Below are 18,699 nucleotides of genomic sequence, written 5' to 3' on the forward strand. Positions count from 1 at the left end.
CGATTCTCCAAGCTCAGCCCCGCTTCAGGATCCGGCAATCAACAATTCACAACAAGCTCGACGCCAACTATTCACTGCGATCCGCTGCGCTGTCGGTGGCAAGGCGCACCGCGGACCAGGTGGTTTCAGGGCGCCAGACGCTGGCGCTGCCAGCGGCCGTCGGGCTCGCGCTGGTAGACCAGCCGGTCGTGCAGGCGCGACTTGCGGCCCTGCCAGAACTCCCAGCGGTCGGGATCCAGCCGGAAGCCGCCCCAGTGAGGCGGCCGCGGCGGGTTCAGGCCATGCTGCGCCGCCGCCTTGGCCGCGTTGCTCACCAGCACCGCGCGCGAGGTGATCGGCTGACTCTGCGGCGAGGCCCAGGCGCCCAGGCGCGAATCGAGCGGCCGCGAGGCGTAGTAGGCGTCCGACTCGGCCTCGGCGACCCGCTCGACCCGGCCCTCGATGCGCACCACCCGCTCCATCTCGACCCAGTGGAACTGCAGCGCCGCCCAGGGGTGGGCGGCGAGTTCGCGGCCCTTGCGGCTGTCGTAGTTGGTGTACCAGACCAGACCGCGGGCGTCGTAGTCCTTGATCAGCACGATGCGGGTCGACGGCCGTCCCTCCGGTCCGACGGTGGCCAGCGTCATCGCGTTGGGTTCGGGCACGCCGGCGTCGAGCGCCGCCTGAAACCACTGTTCGAACTGCTGCAGCGGCTCCGATCCGGCCTGGGCCTCGTCGAGTTCGCCGCTTTCGTAACTCTTGCGCAGATGGGCGATGTCCTTCATGGCGCCAGTATGCGCCAACCTGGAGCGCCGCCGCGGTCGCGGCCCGAGCGGCTAGTGATCCTCCTTAAGTGAAGGCACCACTTCCTGTGGCGGCGCTTGTCGGGTCCGATAGCGGTCATGATCGCAGTGCAGCATTTTCGACGCGGCCGTGGGGGCCGGCCATGAGTCCGGCACGCACGCTGCCCACGGTGGTGGTGCTGGCGGCCGGGGCCGGCCGGCGCTTTGCCGGCACGACGCCGAAGCTGGCCAGTCCGCTGGGCCGGGCCAGCGTGCTGGCGCACACGCTGGAAGCGGTGCTGGGCTCGGGGCTGCCACTGGTGGTGGTGACGGTGGCGCCGCTGGTCGGGCTGGTGCGCGAGGTGGTGGCCTCGCGCGACATCGTGCTGCTGCCGCCGGTCGGCTCGGCCAGCCGCGAGCCGCTGGGCGCGGGCTACTCGATCGCCGCCGGCGTGACCGCCCGGGCCCAGGCCTGCGGCTGGCTGGTGCTGCCCGGCGACATGCCGCGCGTGCGCCCCCAGACGCTGCAGCTGATGGCCCGTGCGGTCGGGCAGGGCGCGGCGCCGATCGCCTGCGCGCAGCACCTGGGCCGTGCCGGTCATCCCATCGGTCTGGCCGCCGAGATGTACAACGAGCTGTCGCGCCTGAGCGGCGACCAGGGGCTGCGCCGGCTGCTGGCCCGCTATCCCTCATTCCCGGTCGAGACGGGCGACCCCGGCGTGCTGATCGACATCGACACCCGCGAGGATCTCGAGCGGCTGATCGCGGCCGAGCCGGCGTTCTCGGTCCGTCAGCCCGTGCCGCTCGGCCAGGTCGACCAGGCGTGAGACCTCGGCATCGCGAATGCCGAGCTGGTCGAGCCGCTCGGCGGTGCGCAGCAGATAGTCGAGCGTGCTGCCGTAGCGGCCGCGCGCCTGCGCCAGGATGCGCAGCAGCGCGGCGTCGTCGAGCCGGCCGACATGGCTGGGATGGCGCGGGGGCAGCGTGAAGGCCAGCGCCGGCAGCCGGCCCTGCGGGGTCAGGGCCTGCAGCCAGCGCGGCTGGTAGACGCCGCCGCCGGGCATCTCGCGCTCCCACAGCGCATCGAGCGTTGCATGGGCGCGCCCGGCCTCTTCCCGGTGCAGCTCGCCCCGGCAGGAACCCCCAGGCAGCAGCGCGAAGACCAGGCCGGGGCAGCCCGGCGTGCCGCGGTTGACCCGCGAGCGCATCCGCAGCGCCCGGTGCCAGCCCTGCACCCGGGCCGTCAGGCATTCGACCGGCGCGAAGGCGGGCCGCCACAGCAGCGAGCCATAGGCGAAGACCCGGAAACCGAGGCCGCGGGTCAGCAGATCATCCAGATCGTCGTGAAGGCGAGCGAGGTCCATGCGGACAGTGTCGGGGCAGTGGTGCTGTTGCCACAAGGCCGAGACGACCCCTCCCAAAGTCAAGAAAGCGTGATGTTTGTCACCGTAAACTGCCTCGTCCATCAACATCGAGGAGATTCCGAATGAGTGACGACGATCGTGACGACAGCCGCAAGGTCGGTCTGTGGGTGGTGTTCACCAGCGTGGCGGTGCTGCTGCTGGGCGTGCTGGGCTTCGCGGTGACCCGCAGCCTGAAGAGCCCGTCGGCGCCGGCCGCTCCGACGGCCGTGGCCGCGGCTTCCGGCGCGAGCGCCGAGGCCGCCGATGTGCTGGTCGACCTGACCCCGACCGGCCCGGCGCTGGCGGTGCTGTATTTCGAGACCGGCTCCGCTTCGGTGGGCGCCGAGGACGCGGCCGCGCTGGCCGAAGTCGTCAAGGCCCTGGCCGGTGATGGCGCCCGCCGGGTGCTGCTGTCGGGCTATCACGACTCGACCGGCGATCCGGCGATGAACGCCGAACTGGCCAAGCAGCGCGCCAAGGCCGTGCGCGCCGCGCTGGTGGTCGCGGGCGTGCCGCTGCAGCAGGTGCTGATGCGCAAGCCCGAGAGCACCACCGGCAGCGGCACCGACCGCGAGGCCCGTCGGGTGGAGATCCGCATCGTCGATGCGCCCTGAGTCGGCGCGCGGGTCCGCCGCGCCGAACCTGATGCGCTGACGGCCTGCACAGGCCCGGTGCCGCAAATGCATGCGGCACCGGGCCTTTTTCTTGCGTGGTCGGGTGGCGAATGATTTGACGATGTAACCCGGTTACGATGTAATCGTCCGAAAGTTTCACGGCCGTTCCAGGCCAGCCCAACGCCATGAAATCCCAGATCGCCGACATCACCGCCCGCATCCGCGAACGCAGCCAGCCGCTGCGCCAGGCCTATCTGCAGCGCACCCGGGCACTGGCGGCGCGCCCGCGCGGAGCCGACCGGATGGGCTGCGCCAACGTGGCCCACGCCTTCGCGGCGCTGCCCGGATCGGACAAGTTCCGCGTCGTGGCCGAGAAGGCACCCAACATCGGCGTCATCACCGCCTACAACGACATGCTGTCGGCGCACCAGCCCTACGAGGGCTTCCCGGCGGTGATCCGCGACGAGGCGCGCCGCCTCGGCGCCACGGTGCAGGTCGCCGGCGGCGTGCCTGCGATGTGCGACGGCGTCACCCAGGGCCTGCCGGGCATGGAGCTGAGCCTGTTCTCGCGCGACAACATCGCGATGGCCACCGCGGTGGGCCTGACGCACGATGTGTTCGACGCGGCGCTGCTGCTGGGCGTGTGCGACAAGATCGTGCCGGGCCTCTTGATCGGTGCGCTGCACTTCGGCCATCTGCCCTGCGTGTTCGTGCCGGCCGGGCCGATGTCGACCGGCCTGTCCAACAGCGAGAAGTCCAAGGTGCGCGAGCAGTTCGCGCAAGGCCTGGTCGGGCGCGACAAGCTGCTCGAGGCCGAATCCGCCGCCTACCACGGCGCCGGCACCTGCACCTTCTACGGCACCGCCAACTCCAACCAGATGCTGCTGGAGGCGATGGGCCTGCATGTGCCGGGCGCTGCCTTCATCCATCCGCACGAGGGCCTGCGCGAGCAGCTCACCCGCGAGGCGGTGCGCAGCGTGCTGGCCATCCGCCAGGGCGGTGCCCGCTACACCCCGATCGGCGAGCTGGTCGACGAGCGCTGCATCGTCAACGCGATGGTGGCGCTCCTGGCCACCGGCGGCTCGACCAACCACCTGATCCACTGGGTGGCGGTGGCGCGCTCGGCCGGCATCGTCATCGACTGGACCGACTTCTCCGAGCTGTCGGCCGCCACGCCGCTGCTGGCGCGGGTCTATCCGAACGGCAAGGCCGACGTGAACCAGTTCCAGGCCGCGGGCGGCCCCGGCTTCGTGCTGCGCGAGCTGCTCGATTCGGGCTGCCTGCACGGCGACGTGATGACGGTGGCCGAGGGCGGCATGGCCGCCTACGGCCGCGTACCGCAGTCGCAGGCCGACGGCAGGCTGGCCTGGCGCGACCTGCCGGCCACCCCGATCGACGACCAGATCGTGCGCACCGCCGACGCGCCTTTCAGCGAGAGCGGCGGCCTGAAGCTGCTGGCCGGCAACCTCGGCCGCGGCGTCATGAAGGTCAGCGCCGTGCCCGAGGACCGCCATGTGGTCGAGGCGCCGGCCATCGTCTTCGACAGCCAGGAGGCGCTGCAGCAGGCCTTCAAGCGCGGCGAGCTCGAGCGCGACTTCGTCGCGGTCGTGCGATTCCAGGGCCCGCGCGCCAACGGCATGCCGGAGCTGCACAAGCTCACGCCGCCGCTGGCGGTGCTGCAGGACAAGGGCTTCCGCGTCGCGCTGGTGACCGACGGGCGCATGAGCGGCGCCTCCGGCAAAGTGCCGGCGGCGATCCATGTCAGCCCCGAGGTGCTGGGCGGCGGTCCGCTGGGCAAGGTGCGCAGCGGCGACATCGTGCGCGTCGACGCGGTGGCCGGCACGCTCGACGCGCTGGTGGGCGCCGACGAATGGGCTGCGCGCGCCATCGAGGATCGCCCGGCCGACCTGGCCGACGACGCCGCGCACGGCCTGGGCCGTGAACTCTTCGGCGGCATGCGCCGCAACGTGCTGAGCGCCGAGGAAGGCGCCGTCACCTGGCTTTGATTCCCACGAACACGCATTGCGCGTCCTGCCCATGAACACCCTCGATCTGGCCGGCCACGGCCCCGTCATTCCCGTCATCGTCATCGACCGCGTCGAGGACGCGGTGCCGCTGGCCCGCGCGCTGGTCGCCGGCGGTGTCAAGGTGCTGGAGGTGACGCTGCGCACGCCCGCCGCCCTGGACTGCATCAAGGCGATGATCGCCGAGGTGCCCGAGGCCATCGTCGGCGCCGGCACGGTGCGCTCGATCCCCGACGCGCAGGCGGCCAAGGACGCCGGCTGCCAGTTCGCGGTCAGCCCCGGTTACACCCCCGAGATCGGCCGCGCCTGCCTGGACATCGGCCTGCCGCTGCTGCCGGGTGTGTCCACCGCCAGCGAGGTCATGATGGCCAATGCCGACGGCTACCGCTTCCTGAAGCTGTTCCCGGCCACCGCGGTCGGCGGCGTGAACCTGCTCAAGGCCTTCGCCAGCCCCTTCCACGATGTGGTGTTCTGCCCGACCGGCGGCATCACGCTGGAGACCGCGCCGCAGTTCCTGTCGCTGCCCAACGTGAAGGTCTGTGGCGGCTCGTGGCTGACGCCGGCCGACGCGGTCAAGACCGGCGACTGGGCGCGCATCACCCGGCTGGCGGCCGAGGCCCAGGCGCTGCGCGGCTGATCCGTCGCGCGCTGTGGACACCGGATCCGCAGCGCTTCTTCACCCGCGCTTCAGTGCGGGCGCGAGAATCAGGGCCTTCCTGTTTTCAAGGCCGGGGCCCTCCCGGTCAGGCGCCTGATGCTCATCTCTCCCCCGCCCGACGATCATGAAGACGAGGCCACGCTGCGCGAGGCCCGTGCCCTGGCGGCCTCGCGCAGCACCTGGATCAGCGTCGCGGTCAACCTGGCGCTGACGGTGCTGCAGCTGGTGGTCGGTGTGCAGGCCAAGTCCCAGGCGCTGGTGGCCGACGCGATCCACTCGCTGTCGGACCTGCTGTCGGACTTCATCGTGCTGCTGGCCGGACGGCAGAGCAGCAAGGCCGCCGACGCCGACCATCCCTACGGCCACCAGCGCTTCGAGACCGCTGCCTCTCTGGCGCTGGGTCTGCTGCTGCTGGGCGTCGGACTCGGCATGGTCGGCTCGGCGGCGGCCAGGCTGCAGCAGCCCGCCGCGATCGAGCCGGTGGCGCCGCTGGCGCTGTGGATCGCGGTGGCCACGCTGGTGGCCAAGGAGGCGCTGTTCCGCTACCTGATGGCGGTGGCGCGCCGGGTGCGCTCGAGCATGCTGGCGGCCAATGCCTGGCATTCGCGCTCGGATGCGGCGTCCTCGCTGGTCGTGGGACTGGGCATCGCGGGCAACCTGGCCGGCTATCCCCTGCTCGATCCGGTCGCGGCGCTGATCGTCGGCTTCCTGGTGGCCCGCATGGGCTGGACCTTCGGCTGGAATGCGATCAACGATCTGATGGACCGCGCGGTCGAGGCCGACCAGATCGAGGCCATTCACGCCACGCTGGCCGCCACGCCCGGCGTCATCGGGGTGCATGAGCTGCGCACCCGCCGCATGGGCGACCTGATCGCGGCCGATGTGCATCTGGAGGTCGAGGCCACCCTCAGCGTCGAGGCGGGCCACGACATCGCCGTCGAGGCGCGCCGCCGTGTCATGCAGGCCCATCCGGTGCTGAGCCTGATGATCCATGTCGATCCGTGGCGGCGCCCCGACCGCGATCACGACACCGGCCCCCTGTCCGGGCGTTGAGGTCCGCGGCGGCTCAGATCAGCAGCATCTGCGCCAGCCAGGAGGCCAGCACCTGCAGCAGCGGCAGCCCCAGGCCGAAGGCGAGCAGGTGAGAGGCCTGCCGATGCGGGTGCAGCAGCGGGGTGAAGGCGATCGGCACGCCCACCAGCATCACCCACGCGCCGAACAGCGACTTCTCGACGCCCGGGCTCAGGCCGGGCAGATGGATCATCAGCAGCGTCAGCAGCATCATCGCCACCCCCTGCAGCAGCACGAGCAGCCAGATGGCCTGGCGCACGGCGGGCAGGGCGATCGGTCCAAGCACGAGGTTCATCACAGGCTCCTCTGGGGTGTGGATCGGACGGGTAAGGTACCGAACCGCATTTCATGGTTGCTTTGATGATAAATGTGTAAATTTGCCGAATCCAGCGTCAGGGCTGTCAAAAAGAGCAAAGGGAGCCCCTCTGTTCATGGGGGTCGTCGCGCCGTCGGCGTGCTTGTGTGGGGGTGTCGGCAGGGCTTCGCATTTCTTCCGACAGCTTCAGTTCCGCTTCACCCCGGGCGAATGCAATGAGGGCTCCAGAAACCCTCTCATTCCTTCCGAGGACGATTCCATGACGATGCTGCGTTCCCTGTCCCTGCTGGCCGTGCTGGCCGCCTTTGCCTCCACCGCTGCCGTGGCCGGCCCGACCTGCAAGGTGCCCAAGGAGACCTGGATGAAGGAGGCCGACTTCCGCGCCAAGCTCGAGGCCGAGGGCTACAAGATCAAGAACTTCAAGGTCACCAAGGGCGAGTGCTACGAGATCTACGGCTTCGACAAGGCCGGCAAGAAGGTCGAGATCTACTTCGACCCGGCCACGGCCGCGGTGCTCGAGTCCAAGTGAGGTCAAGGTGAGCACGCTGCCGTCCGAGCTGGAGCCCGGCGAGGTCCGGGTGTGGGATCCGTTCGTGCGGATCTTCCACTGGGGCCTGGTGGCCTGCATCGCGCTCAACGAGTTCGTCATCGACGATGGCGAGCAGGTCCATCAGTGGATCGGCTACGCGGCCAGCGCGCTGGTGCTGGCGCGCATCGTCTGGGGCTTCGTCGGCACGCGGCATGCGCGCTTCGCCGACTTCTGGCCGACGCCGGCGCGGCTGCGCGCCCATCTGGCCGATCTGCTGGCCGGCCGCCACGGCGCGCAGGCCGGGCACAACCCGCTGGGCGCGCTGATGATGCTGGCGCTGTTGGCGGTGGTGCTGGCGCTGGGCGCCAGCGGCTGGCTGCAGACCACCGATGCCTTCTGGGGCGAGGAGTGGCTGCAGGAGCTGCATGAGGAGCTGGCCGAGGCCCTGCTGGGCCTGGCCGGCGTGCATGTGGCCGCGGCGCTGCTGATGAGCGTGGTCGAGCGCACCAACCTGGTCGCCGCGATGGTCAGCGGCATCAAGCGGCGCCGACCGCACTGAGCGGCCGCCCCCCGGGCGGCCTGTGCCGCGCCGCGTTCAGCGCGCGCCGTGCTCCAGCGCGAAGCTCGCGCCGTCATGCTGGGCCAGCTCGCGCTTGAGCAGCGGCAGCGACTCGGCCAGCGTCTGCTGCAGCACGAAGGGCGGGTTGATCACGAACATGCCCGAGCCCAGCATGCCGAAGCCGTCGCTGGTCGGCGCGGCCACCGTCAGGCTGGCATGCAGCCAGCCGCGGCGAGCGCCCTGGTTGGCCGCGGCCTTGAGCCGGCTGACCATTTCCCGGGGCTCCAGGCGCTGCAGCTGCGGGTACCAGACCAGGATCACCGCATCCGCGAAGCGCTCCAGGCCCTCGCGCACCGCGGTGACCACCTTGGCGTAGTCGGTCTTGATCTCGTAGGACGGGTCGATCAGCACCACCGCGCGGCGCGAGGGCGGCGGCAGGTCGGCCTTGAGCGCGCCGAAGCCGTCGCGGTTCATCACCGCGGTCTCGCGCCGCTCGGCCATCGTCTCCTGCAGCAGCGGGAAGTCGGTCGAGTGCAGCTCGTACAGGCGCATGCGGTCATCGGCGCGCAGCAGCATCTTCGCCAGCGTCGGCGAGCCGGGATAGCGCATCAGCCGGGCCGGGTCCGGGTTGAAGGACTTCACCAGGCTCACATAGTCGGCCAGGCCGGCAGGCAGGTCGTTGCAGCCCCAGAGGCGGCCGATGCCGTCGTCGTATTCGGCATGCTTGCGGGCATGGTTGCTGTCGAGGCCGTAGCCGCCGGCGCCGGCGTGGGTGTCGATCAGGGTCAGGGGCTTGTCCTTCTGCGTCATGTAGCGCAGCACCTGGGTCAGGACGAGGTGCTTGAGGACGTCGGCATGGTTGCCGGCATGAAAGGCGTGGCGATAGGCGAGCATGGTGCGATTGTCGCCGGGATCGCCGCATGAAACACCGATGTAACCGGTGACGCAAGGGTGACTGTCCGGCCCCCTGCTGCAGGCAGGTGCTTCCTAGAATGGGCCGGACGGCCCAGCCTCGGAGCCAGGAGAAACAGCGAATGAACCGAGTCCCCACCCCTGCATCGCCCCAGTCGCTCTACCGGGACCGGCTGGGCCGGGCCGACGAGGTGATCGCCGCGCGGGTGCGCGATGGCGACACCGTGCTGGCGGCGTCCGCCGTCGGCGAGCCGCCCGAGCTGCTGCGCGCGCTGTCGGCGCGGCGTGACCGGCTCTCCGACGTGACGATCAGCCAGCTGCTGCCGCTGGCGCCGCAGGGCTACATGCAGGAGCCCGATCCGTCGCGGCTGCGGGCGCGCTCGCTGTTCCTGAGCGCGGCGATCCGCGCCGGCTTTCCCGCCGGCTGGGTCGATCAGGTGCCCTGCCATTTCTCGGAGATCCCGCGACTGATCCGCCGTGGCGAGCAGCGCTGCGATGTGGTGATGACGCTGGCCTCGCCGATGGACGAGCACGGCTTCTTCTCGATCAGCCTGAGCCCGGACTTCACGATGGCGGCGATCGAGCGTGCCCGCGAGGTGGTTCTGGAGGTCAACCCGAACGTGCCCTTCGCCTTCGGGGCCTGCCATGTGCACATCTCGCAGGTGAGCGCGCTCGTCGAGAGCAGCGCACCGCTGCGCGAGGTCGGCCTGCCGCAGATCGACGAGGTGCAGCGCACCATCGGCGCGCATGTGGCCGGCCTGGTGCGCGACGGCGACACGCTGCAGCTGGGCTACGGCAGCATCCCGGACGCGGTGGTGACCCAGCTGCACGACAAGCGCGACCTGGGCATCCACACCGAGATGATGGGCGACGGCCTGTGGTCGCTGGTCGAGAGCGGTGCGGTCACCTGCCGGCGCAAGAACTTCATGCCCGGGCGCATCGTCGCCACCTTCGGCATGGGCACCGCGCGGCTCTACCGCGCGATGCACCGCAATCCGATGCTGGAAATGCACCCGGTCGACTTCACCAACGATCCGGCGATCGCCGGGCGCAACGACAACCTGGTCGCGATCAACGCTTCGCTGCAGATCGATCTGGCCGGGCAGTGCTGCTCGGAGAGCTTCGGGCCGACGCCGTTTTCCGGCACCGGCGGGCAGGGCGACTTCATGCGCGCGGCCAATCGCTCGGAGGGCGGGCGCGGCATCATCGTGCTGCCGTCGACCGCCCGCTCGGGCACCGTCTCGCGCATCGTGCCGGTGCTCTCGCCGGGCAGCTTCGTCTCCACCGGCAAGAACGATGTGAACCATGTCGTCACCGAGCATGGGGTGGCGCAGCTGCGCGGGCGCTCGCTGCGCGAGCGTGCCGCCGCGCTGATCGCCATCGCGCATCCGGACTTCCGCAGCGAACTGCGCGAGGCGGCGCGGCGCATGGCGCTGTTTTGACATCCCTGACCTGACAGCGGCAAAAACCGGGGGCTGATCCACCGATTGAGGGTGTCGAGGGCTGCGAAGAATCCTCGAGCCCTCGAACGACTCCGTCCGCCCCGCCGATGAACACCCCCCACCTCACCGCAGCCAGCTTTGCCGCGATCGATGCCAGCCTGATGCTGGTCGAGATCGACTTCGACGGCACGATCCGCAGCGTCAACGACTGCTTTCTCGCGCATTTCGAGAGCCGCCGCGAGGAGGTGCTGGGCCAGCCCTATCGGCATTTCTGCTCGAGCATCCGGGCCGACGAGGTCGGGGTGGACGGTGTGCTGGCCCGGCTGGCCGCCGGCGAGCCGGTGATGCGCACCTTCGAGCATGTCGGACCACAGGCCCGCACCACCTGGATGGCGCTGTCGATGCTGCCGGTGAAGGACGCGCTCGGCCACGCCAGCCACGTGCTGATCCTGGCGCGCGACGTGACCGAGGCCAAGACCCAGTCGGTCGAGAACCAGTGCAAGCTCGATGCGATCTCGCGCTCCCACGGCATCATCGAGTTCGATCTGTCGGGCAACATCCTGGATGCCAACGAGACCTTCCTGAAGCTGACCGGCTACCGGCTCGACGAGATCCGGGGCCAGCACCACCGGCTCTTCGTCGACAGCGAGGAGCAGCGCTCGCCCGAGTACCGGCAGTTCTGGCAGCGGCTGGGGCGGGGCGAGACCGCTTCGGGCGAGTACCTGAGGTTTGGGCGCAATGGCCGTCGCCTCTGGATCCAGGCCAGCTACAACCCGATCCTCTCGCCGGACGGTCAGCCGGCCAAGGTCATCAAGTACTGCAGCGACATCACCGAGAGCAAGCTCAAGGGGTCGAGACCCAGGTGATGATGTCGGCGGTTTCCGCCACCAGCTGCGTGCTGGTGCTGGACCGGGAGGGCATCATCCTGTCGGTCAACGAGGGCATGAGCCGGGCCCTGTCCACCCCGTCAGAGGATCTGGTCGGACGACATGAAAGCTGCATCCTGTTCGAGGAGGACTTCCGCAGTGCCGACTACGAGGCGATGTGGCAGGGCCTGCGGGCCGGACGCATGGCGCAGGGCGCATTCCGCCGGCGCGCGGCGGGTGGGCGCGAGGTCTGGTTTTCCTCGACGCGCAGCCCGGTCACCGGCATCGACGGCACCTTGCAGAAAGTGCTGGTCGTGGCCCAGGACATCACCCAGGAGCAGCTCTCGCGGCTCGATGCCACGGGCAAGATCGGCGCGATCGATCGTGCCCAGGCGGTGATCGAGTTCGACCTGCAGGGCCATGTGCTGCAGGCCAACGACAACTTCCTGCGCCTGTTCGGCTACAAGGCCGAGGACATCATCGGGCGCCATCACCGCATGTTCGTGGCCCCGGCCGAGGTCAGCTCGAGCGAGTACCAGATCTTCTGGGAGCGGCTGTCGCGCGGCGAGTATTTCGCCGACGAGTACAAGCGCATCGGCCGGGACGGGCGCGAGATCTGGATCCAGGCCACCTACAACCCGATCCTCGACCGGCGCGGCCATCCGGTGAAGGTGGTCAAGTTCGCCAGCGACGTGACCGAGGCCAAGCTGCGCAATGCCGAGTTCGTCGCCAAGGTCCAGGCCATCGACCTGGGCCAGGCGGTGATCGAGTTCGATCTCGACGGCCGGGTGCTGGGCGCCAACCGCAACTTTCTCGCCGCGATGGGCTACACGCTGCGCGAGATCCAGGGCATGCACCACAGCATGTTCTGCACGCCGGAATACACCCAGGGCGAGGAATACCGCGACTTCTGGCTGAGACTGGGCGAGGGCCAGTTCCTCAGCGGCCGTTTCCACCGGGTGGGCAAGTACAACCGCGATGTCTGGATCCAGGCGACCTACAACCCGATTCTCGACCTCAACGGCCGGGTGGTGAAGATCGTCAAGTACGCCTTCGACGTGACCAAGGAGGTGCAGCTGGAAAAGCGCATCGCCGCCAAGTCGGCCGAGATGAGCGAGAGCGTGGCCAGCCTGGCCGCCAGCATCACCGAGATCGCGCGCAACTCCGGCGTTGCCGCCGAGATGGCCGGCGATGCCGCCTGTGCCGCCCAGGGCGGCTTCACGGCGCTGCAGAAGTCGATCGAGACCATCGGCAGCATCCAGGCCAGCTCGGTACGGGTCTCCGAGATCGTGCGTGTCATCGGCGAGATCGCCAGCCAGACCAATCTGCTGGCCTTCAATGCCGCGATCGAGGCGGCGCGCGCCGGCCAGCACGGCGTGGGCTTCTCGGTGGTGGCCGGCGAGGTGCGCAAGCTCGCCGAGCGCAGCTCGGTGGCCGCGCGCGAGATCGCCAAGCTGATCGAGGAGTCGGTGATGCAGGTCGGCCTGGGCGCGGAGGTCAGCAAGGAGGCTGCACGCAGCTTCGAGGGCATCATGAGCAGCGTCGGGCGCACCCGCACCAGCGTGTCCGAGATCGCGCAGGCCACCGAGGGCCAGCGGCGTCTGGCCGGCGAGGTCTCCGGGCTGATCGTCTCGCTGACCGGATCGGTCAAGTCGTGAGCGGCATCGATCCGGCCGGCGACTTCGGCGGCCTGCGGATCGGCGGGCTGCAGCTGGCGCTGCCGATGAGCGCGCTGCGCGAGGTCGTGCCCTGCGGCCGGCTCGAGCGTCTGCCGGCACGGGCCGAGGGGCTGCTCGGCGCGATCGACCTGCGTGGCGTGCTGGTGCCGGTGCTGGATCTGCGGCCGCTGATCGGGCTGGCCGCCGATCCGCTCGACTGGCCCTGCGTCGTGCTGGTGATCCATGACGGCCTGATCCTGGGCCTGCTGTGCGAGGGCGTGACGGGCGTGTTCCGCAGCGAGGGCCAGCGCCTGAACCGTGCGGCGCAGGACGGGCTGATGGCCGGCAGCCTGCGCCGCGCCGATGACGGCAGCCTGCTCAGCGTGCTGTCGCCGGCGGCGCTGCTGGCGCTGCCGGGGCTGCCGCGCGTCGAGGATCCGGAGCCGCAGCGCCAGCGGGTGCATGACGGCAGCATCGGCGACGAGCCGCTGGCCTCCGGCCTGCCGATGCTGCTGCTGCTGTGCGGCCGCGTGCCGCTGGCGCTGCCGGCGATGGCGGTGCATGCGACGCTGCCCTCGCCGCAGGTGTGTGCCTCGGTGCTGGCCGGATCCGGTGCCTGCGTCGGCGTGCTCGAGCATGCGGGCGAGGAGGTGCCGGTGGTCGATCTGCCGGCGCTGTGCGGGCTCGGCCGGCTGGAGCGCCCGGCAGGTGCGCTGCAGCAGGCCTTCCTGATGCGGCTCGAGGCGGGGCTGGTGGCTTTCCTGATCGACCGGGTGCTCGATGTGGTGCGTGTCGATGACGATGCGGTGCTGCCGGTGCCGGCGTTCGCACTGCCGCGGCGCGAGCTGTTCGAGGGGGGGCTGGCCATCCAGGCGCTGACCGACGAGGTGCGCGCGCTGCTGCCATCTTCGGTGCAGCAGTTCCTGGTGCTGAGCCCGCAGGGGCTGCAGGGCCATGCCGGTCTGCAGGCGCTGGCCGCCAGCGGCCGGCCGGTGGCGGCGCTGCGCGGGGTCGATACATCGCTGGCGATGGATGGCGCGGCCACCGCCGCCCTGCAGGCCGCCGGCCAGCGCGCGATGGTGACCTACCAGCTCGGCCGCGAGGTGGCCACCCCGATCGGCCAGATCTGCGAGATCCTGCCTTTCGGCTGCGAGATCGCGGTGCTCGAGGTGGGCGGCGCGATGCTCGGGCTGGTCGCGCACCGCGGCCGATCGATTCCGGTGATGTGCCTGAGCCGGCTGCATGGCCTGCCACCGCCGGAGGTCGGTCCGGCGGTCAGCGTGCTGGTGGTCGAGGCCGATGCGGGCGAGCAGCTGGGCTTCGCGGTGCCGATGCTGCGCAGCATCGAGCCCGCCGACTGGGAGCCCGCGCTGCCGGCGCTGGCGACAGCCGCGACCCGCTGACGCAGGCGATCCACTCGCGCCAGCTGGTGCAGGTCGGGCAGGGCGATTCACGCCGCATGCTGCAGGTGGTCGATCTGCAGCGCATTGCCCGGGCGCTGCAGCAGCGCGTGGCCTGAACCGCCTCACTGCGGATCGTCGCCGCGCATCAGCGCCAGCAGCTCCTGCGGCGCCAGCGGGGTCTGGGCCGGTCCGTCGCCGCCGTCGAGCACCTGCGCGGCCAGCTCGCGCTTGTCGTGGTGCAGCGCGACGATGCGCTCCTCCAGCGTGCCCTGGCGCACCAGCCGGTAGACGGTGACCGGGCGCTGCTGGCCGATGCGGTGCGCGCGGCCCGAGGCCTGGTCCTCGGCGGCCGGGTTCCACCACGGGTCGGCGATCACCACATAGTCGGCCGCGGTCAGGTTCAGGCCGAAGCCGCCGGCCTTCAGGCTGATCAGGAAGAAGTCGCCTTCGCCGTCCTGGAAGGCGGCGACACGGCGGCTGCGCTCGGCCGCGGGTGTCGCGCCATCCAGGTACTGATGGCCCAGACCCGCTTCGTCGAGCGTGGCGCGCAGCAGCTGCAGGAAATCGACGAACTGGCTGAAGACCAGCGTGCGGTGGCCGTTGGCGGCCAGCTCGCGCGCCAGCTCGCCGAAGGCACGCACTTTGGCGCCGGCCAGCGACAGCTCCGGCGTGACCAGGCGCGGATCGCAGGCGGCGCGGCGCAGCCGGGTCAGCTGCGCCAGCAGGTGGAGCTGGGCGCTGCCGCTGCCGGCGTCGCCCTGCAGCGCCTCCTCGGCCTCCTTCAGCGCCTGGCGGCGCAGGGCCTCGTAGTGCGCCTGCTCGGCCGGCTCGGCCTCGACCGGCAGGATCAGCTCGGTGCGCGGCGGCAGGTCTTCCAGCACCTGCGACTTGGTGCGGCGCAGGATGAAGGGCCCGACCAGCCGGCGCAGCGTGCGCTGGCGGCCGCGGTGGCGGTCGCGCTCGATCGGCACCGCGAAGCGCTCCGAGAACTGCGCCTGCGTGCCCAGCAGGCCGGGATTGCAGATCTGCATGATCGACCACAGCTCGGCCAGCCGGTTCTCGATCGGCGTGCCCGACAGCGCCAGCCGGAAGTCCGCGCGCAGCGCATGCACCGCCTGGCTGCGCCGTGCCGCGGCGTTCTTGACCGCCTGCGCCTCGTCGAGCACCAGCGTGTGCCAGTCGCGGCCGGCGAAGCCCTCGGCGTCGAGCTGCAGCAGCGTGTACGACACCAGCAGCACCTCGTTCGGGCCGGCGGCCGCGCGCAGCGCCTCGCGCTCGGCCGGCGGCGTTGCGCCGAAGTCGCTCAGGCGCAGCGCCGGCGCGAAGCGGTGCGCCTCGGCCAGCCAGTTGCCGATCAGCGAGGTCGGCGCCACCACCAGCGCCGCGCCGCCGCGCCCGCGCGCCAGCAGCACCGCCAGCGCCTGCAGCGTCTTGCCCAGGCCCATGTCGTCGGCCAGGATCGCGCCCAGACCGGCGCCGGCGCGGCGCATCGCCCACTCGAAGCCTTCCTGCTGATAGGGCCGCAGCTCGGCCTGCAGCGTGCCGGGCAGGCGCGGCACCTGGCGCTCGAGCCGCGCCAGCCGCTCGACGCGCTCGCGAAAGCGCGCATCGGTCTCGAGCCGGCTGCCCTCGAGCGTCTGTTCCAGCCACGGCGCGGCCAGCGGCGTCAGCCGTGCGGCATCCTGGCGGATCTCGGCCACCCCGGCCATCTCCTCGAGCCGGCCGCGCAGCTCCTCGGTCAGCGCCAGATAGCGGCCGTCGCCCATCGGCACGAAGCGGCTGCGCCGCGTGCGGCTCCAGTCGAGCAGCCGCCCGAGGCTGAAGACCAGCTGCTCGTCGATCTCGACGCCGCCGTCGAGCGCCAGCCAGTCCTGACCGCTGCGCACCCGCACCTTGAGCTGCTGCAGTCCGGCGCTGTCGACCTGGATCGGGCGGCCGCGCGGCCAGTCCAGCGCCTCGACCGCCTGCAGCGTGTGCAGCCGCTCGAGCAGCGCCAGCGCCAGCTCGGGCTCGGCCACCGACCAGCGCGCCGGCGTCCCGTCGGGCAGCGGCTCGAGCATCGGGCAGGCCTCCAGCACCCGTTCCAGGTGATCGCGCTCGCGCGGCAGATCGCGCCGCGTCGCGCGCGGCGTGCCGCCGCTGGAGGCGGCGATCAAGCGCACCCGGCCCTGGCCGGGCTCCAGCCGCGGCCCCTCGGCGCCCAGCGGGGCCACCGCGAGCCGCAGCGCCAGTCCGTCGCCCTCGGGCGTGAGTTCGGCGCGCAGCCGCGTCTCGGCCTCGACTTCCTGCACCTGCGCGGGCGACGTGCCGTCCGGACCGGTCGCGCCGGCCCCTGCGCTGTCGCTGTGGATGCGGAAATGCGCGCCCAGGCCGCGCAGCACCTGGTCGAGCTGCGCCATCGCCTCGTGCGGCACCTCCAGGCCGGTGCCGATCAGCTGCGCGGCGCGTTTCTGCGCCGCGCTGAAGCGCACCACCCGGGCCTGGTCGGGCCCGTCGCGCAGCACGCTGGTCAGCAGCAGCTGGTCGGCCTCGCGCTGGTCGGCGGCGTTGATGATCGGCAGCTGCGGCTCGCTGCGATCGGCCAGCGGGTCGCACCAGCGCGGCGGCGGCAGCAGCGTGACCCGCAGCCGCGCGCCCAGATCGGTCACGTCGATCTCGGCCGGCGCCTCGACCAGATTCACGCTCACGCCCGGCGCGTCGTCGAACTCGATCAGCGGATGGCCGACCAGCGCGACGATGGCCTGGGCCAGATCGAGGCGCTGGCCGCCGCGCTCATGCACGCTGGCGCGAATGCAGCGCACCAGCCGCAGGTCCTGCGGCGGCAGGCTGTCGTCGCGCAGCAGCCGGGACAGCGGCAGCTCGCGCGGCTTGCCCCAGCCGCGCAGGCCCTGGCGCTGCTCCATCGGCTGGATGGCCTCCAGCGCGCCGTGCGGGTTGACCGACAGCATCCACATCAGGCGGGTGGCCGGCCCGGCCTCCTCGGGGCGGGCTGCGCTGTCCTGACCGAGACGGGCCAGCTCGTCGAGCGCGCGCTGCCAGGCGGGCTGGTGCAGACGCTCGCCGGTGATGAAGGGCCGCTCCGGCGTGCGGCCCTCCAGCACCGCCAGCGCCGAGGCCATCAGCCCGGCCAGCAGCGTCAGGCCGCACTGGTGCAGGCGGGTGATCGTTTCCAGCGCGATCGTGCGCTCGGCCGGGGCAAGGGCGGGATCGCTGGCCGGGTCATGCAGCCAGGCCCGGCCGATCCAGCTGGCCAGATCGTCCGTGTGCAGGTGCGGCGGCCGGCTGCGGATCGGCAGCGCGCGGGGATCGCGGCGCTCCTCGCCCTGGCGCATGCGGATCGCCAGCGCCAGCAGGCCCCAGAGGCTGTCGGTGCCGGCCTGGCGGCGACCGCTCTCGGTCAGGCAGAACTTCTGCGCCTGCGCCAGCGCCGCCGGCGTGCCCTGCGCCATCAGCGCCAGCACATGGCCGAGCGCGATCCACGCCGGCAGCAGCGCCTTGCGCTGACCGGTCACGCGGCGCAGAGCCTCCAGCGCGTTGCTGTAGTGCCCGGTCGCCTCGGCCCAGCGGCCGGCCGCCATCCGCCGCAGGCCGGCATGGGCCTCGCGCAGGGCCGGCATCGGATCCGTGGCCGGATCGACCGGCTCGACCAGGGGCAGCGGCGGGTCATCGGGCAACTCGGCCAGCAGCCGCCACTCCTCGATGGCCATCGGCAGCGAGTGGCCGGACAGCAGCGCCATCAGGGCCGGATCGCGGCCGGCGTCGCTCAGCAGCGTGTCGACCAGCTCGCGCATCGGCAGCCCGTCCGGGCAGCTCCAGCGGCGCAGGCGCAGCTCCAGGCAGGACTGCAGCGCCTCCATGCGCATCAGCGGATGCAGCCGCATCAGCAGCGTGGTGTCCAGGCGATCGAACAGCGCACGCTCGAGCACGGCCTGCCATTCCAGCCCCCAGCCACAGCGCAGCCTCAGCGGCTCGAGCTGCGCAGGCGGGGCACCGCAGAACAGCGTCAGCCGCACCGCGGCGCAGGCCGCATCCATGTTGACGAAGGGCACGATGCGAACCCGGCCACCGAAGGGCAGGGGCACCTCGCCGAGGCCGTCGACCTCGGCCAGTGCCCGGGCCAGCCGCTCGGGCGTGTCGCGCGCCAGCACGCCCAGCCAGGCGGCGGTGTGCAGCTCGGGCGGCACCGCCCAGTAGCCGCTGCGGCTCGGATGGCCCGCAAGCCGGCCCTGCTCGGCCAGCTCGTCGACCGCACGGCGCACCGCGTCACTGGTGGGCGGCCGGCCCTTGTCGGTGAGCCAGCTGGCGGCCTGCAGGAACTTGTGGATGACGGCGCGCTGCCGGTGGCCGGTCAGCACGGCCAGCGCCTGCAGCACATCACGCTGCAGCGGCGTCAGATCCTCGGGAAGCGCGACGGGGGTGGGGTGCACGGCATTCATCGGGGACCGATTGTGCCGCTGCGGTGGCGACGGTCGCGCCGGGGGCT

Annotated in this window: 15 protein-coding genes and 1 pseudogene; 11 read left to right on the forward strand and 5 right to left on the reverse strand. The window is 71.4% G+C overall.

Annotation, left to right across the window (positions count from 1 at the left end):
- Positions 1-125: 125 nt before the first annotated feature.
- A complete protein-coding gene (gene pdxH / locus HZU84_RS07280) occupies positions 126-764 on the reverse strand; it encodes a pyridoxamine 5'-phosphate oxidase (RefSeq protein ID WP_149503188.1) in 639 nt (212 codons plus the stop codon).
- A gap of 161 nt (positions 765-925) precedes the next feature.
- Here pdxH and HZU84_RS20260 point away from each other — a divergent pair, with 161 nt between their 5' ends.
- The gene (locus tag HZU84_RS20260; RefSeq protein WP_149503189.1) at positions 926-1,588 is read left to right on the forward strand and encodes a nucleotidyltransferase family protein; all 663 of its coding nucleotides are present in this window, start codon (positions 926-928) and stop codon (positions 1,586-1,588) included.
- Positions 1,589-1,627: 39 nt separating this feature from the next.
- Here the strand turns inward: HZU84_RS20260 and HZU84_RS07285 are convergent.
- Positions 1,628-2,233: pseudogene (locus HZU84_RS07285) on the reverse strand (gamma-glutamylcyclotransferase); the annotation flags it as partial.
- A gap of 14 nt (positions 2,234-2,247) precedes the next feature.
- Between HZU84_RS07285 and HZU84_RS07290 the strand changes: the two are divergent.
- From HZU84_RS07290 to HZU84_RS07305, 4 genes are all read left to right on the forward strand, one after another.
- The gene (locus HZU84_RS07290) at positions 2,248-2,778 is read left to right on the forward strand and encodes an OmpA family protein (RefSeq protein WP_149503191.1); all 531 of its coding nucleotides are present in this window, start codon (positions 2,248-2,250) and stop codon (positions 2,776-2,778) included.
- A 185-nt stretch (positions 2,779-2,963) separates the two neighbouring features.
- The gene (gene edd, locus HZU84_RS07295) at positions 2,964-4,784 is read left to right on the forward strand and encodes a phosphogluconate dehydratase (RefSeq protein ID WP_149503192.1); all 1,821 of its coding nucleotides are present in this window, start codon (positions 2,964-2,966) and stop codon (positions 4,782-4,784) included.
- Positions 4,785-4,815: 31 nt separating this feature from the next.
- Positions 4,816-5,439, forward strand: a complete 624-nt coding sequence (locus HZU84_RS07300) for a bifunctional 4-hydroxy-2-oxoglutarate aldolase/2-dehydro-3-deoxy-phosphogluconate aldolase (RefSeq protein ID WP_149503193.1) — start codon at positions 4,816-4,818, stop codon at positions 5,437-5,439.
- 117 nt (positions 5,440-5,556) lie between these two features.
- Positions 5,557-6,513 carry a cation diffusion facilitator family transporter gene (locus tag HZU84_RS07305; RefSeq protein WP_149503194.1) on the forward strand — a complete coding sequence of 319 codons (957 nt, stop codon included), beginning with the start codon at positions 5,557-5,559 and terminating at the stop codon, positions 6,511-6,513.
- Positions 6,514-6,526: 13 nt separating this feature from the next.
- On the opposite strand, the gene HZU84_RS07310 is transcribed toward HZU84_RS07305, so the two are convergent.
- Positions 6,527-6,826: a hypothetical protein gene (locus HZU84_RS07310; RefSeq protein WP_149503195.1), complete on the reverse strand. Its 300-nt coding sequence runs from the start codon at positions 6,824-6,826 to the stop codon at positions 6,527-6,529.
- 280 nt (positions 6,827-7,106) lie between these two features.
- Between HZU84_RS07310 and HZU84_RS07315 the strand changes: the two genes are divergently transcribed.
- Positions 7,107-7,376: a PepSY domain-containing protein gene (locus tag HZU84_RS07315; RefSeq protein WP_375139024.1), complete on the forward strand. Its 270-nt coding sequence runs from the start codon at positions 7,107-7,109 to the stop codon at positions 7,374-7,376.
- Positions 7,377-7,383: 7 nt separating this feature from the next.
- Positions 7,384-7,935 carry a cytochrome b/b6 domain-containing protein gene (locus tag HZU84_RS07320; RefSeq protein ID WP_244954453.1) on the forward strand — a complete coding sequence of 184 codons (552 nt, stop codon included), beginning with the start codon at positions 7,384-7,386 and terminating at the stop codon, positions 7,933-7,935.
- A 36-nt stretch (positions 7,936-7,971) separates the two neighbouring features.
- Here the strand turns inward: HZU84_RS07320 and HZU84_RS07325 are convergent, their stop codons facing one another.
- On the reverse strand, positions 7,972-8,829 hold the full coding sequence (locus HZU84_RS07325) for a 23S rRNA (adenine(2030)-N(6))-methyltransferase RlmJ (RefSeq protein WP_149503196.1): 858 nt from the start codon (positions 8,827-8,829) through the stop codon (positions 7,972-7,974).
- Between the two features lie 140 nt (positions 8,830-8,969).
- Here HZU84_RS07325 and HZU84_RS07330 point away from each other — a divergent pair, with 140 nt between their 5' ends.
- The 4 genes from HZU84_RS07330 to HZU84_RS07345 all read left to right on the forward strand — a co-directional run bounded on the left by HZU84_RS07330 (position 8,970) and on the right by HZU84_RS07345 (position 14,216).
- Entirely contained in the window at positions 8,970-10,289 is a 1,320-nt protein-coding gene (locus tag HZU84_RS07330) for an acetyl-CoA hydrolase/transferase family protein (RefSeq protein ID WP_149503197.1), read from the forward strand.
- A 107-nt stretch (positions 10,290-10,396) separates the two neighbouring features.
- A complete protein-coding gene (locus HZU84_RS07335) occupies positions 10,397-11,155 on the forward strand; it encodes a PAS domain-containing protein (RefSeq protein ID WP_149503198.1) in 759 nt (252 codons plus the stop codon).
- Positions 11,156-11,157: 2 nt separating this feature from the next.
- Entirely contained in the window at positions 11,158-12,813 is a 1,656-nt protein-coding gene (locus tag HZU84_RS07340; RefSeq protein WP_219340884.1) for a methyl-accepting chemotaxis protein, read from the forward strand.
- Entirely contained in the window at positions 12,810-14,216 is a 1,407-nt protein-coding gene (locus HZU84_RS07345) for a chemotaxis protein CheW (RefSeq protein ID WP_149503200.1), read from the forward strand. The genes HZU84_RS07340 and HZU84_RS07345 overlap by 4 nt, the downstream gene beginning before the upstream one ends.
- Before the next feature lie 122 nt (positions 14,217-14,338).
- Here HZU84_RS07345 and HZU84_RS07350 read toward each other — a convergent pair whose 3' ends face one another.
- Positions 14,339-18,652 carry a DEAD/DEAH box helicase gene (locus tag HZU84_RS07350; protein ID WP_149503201.1) on the reverse strand — a complete coding sequence of 1,438 codons (4,314 nt, stop codon included), beginning with the start codon at positions 18,650-18,652 and terminating at the stop codon, positions 14,339-14,341.
- Between the last annotated feature and the right edge of the window lie 47 nt (positions 18,653-18,699).

Source organism: Sphaerotilus sulfidivorans, from assembly GCF_013426975.1.
In the GTDB taxonomy this organism is placed as follows: Bacteria; Pseudomonadota; Gammaproteobacteria; order Burkholderiales; family Burkholderiaceae_C; genus Sphaerotilus; species Sphaerotilus sulfidivorans.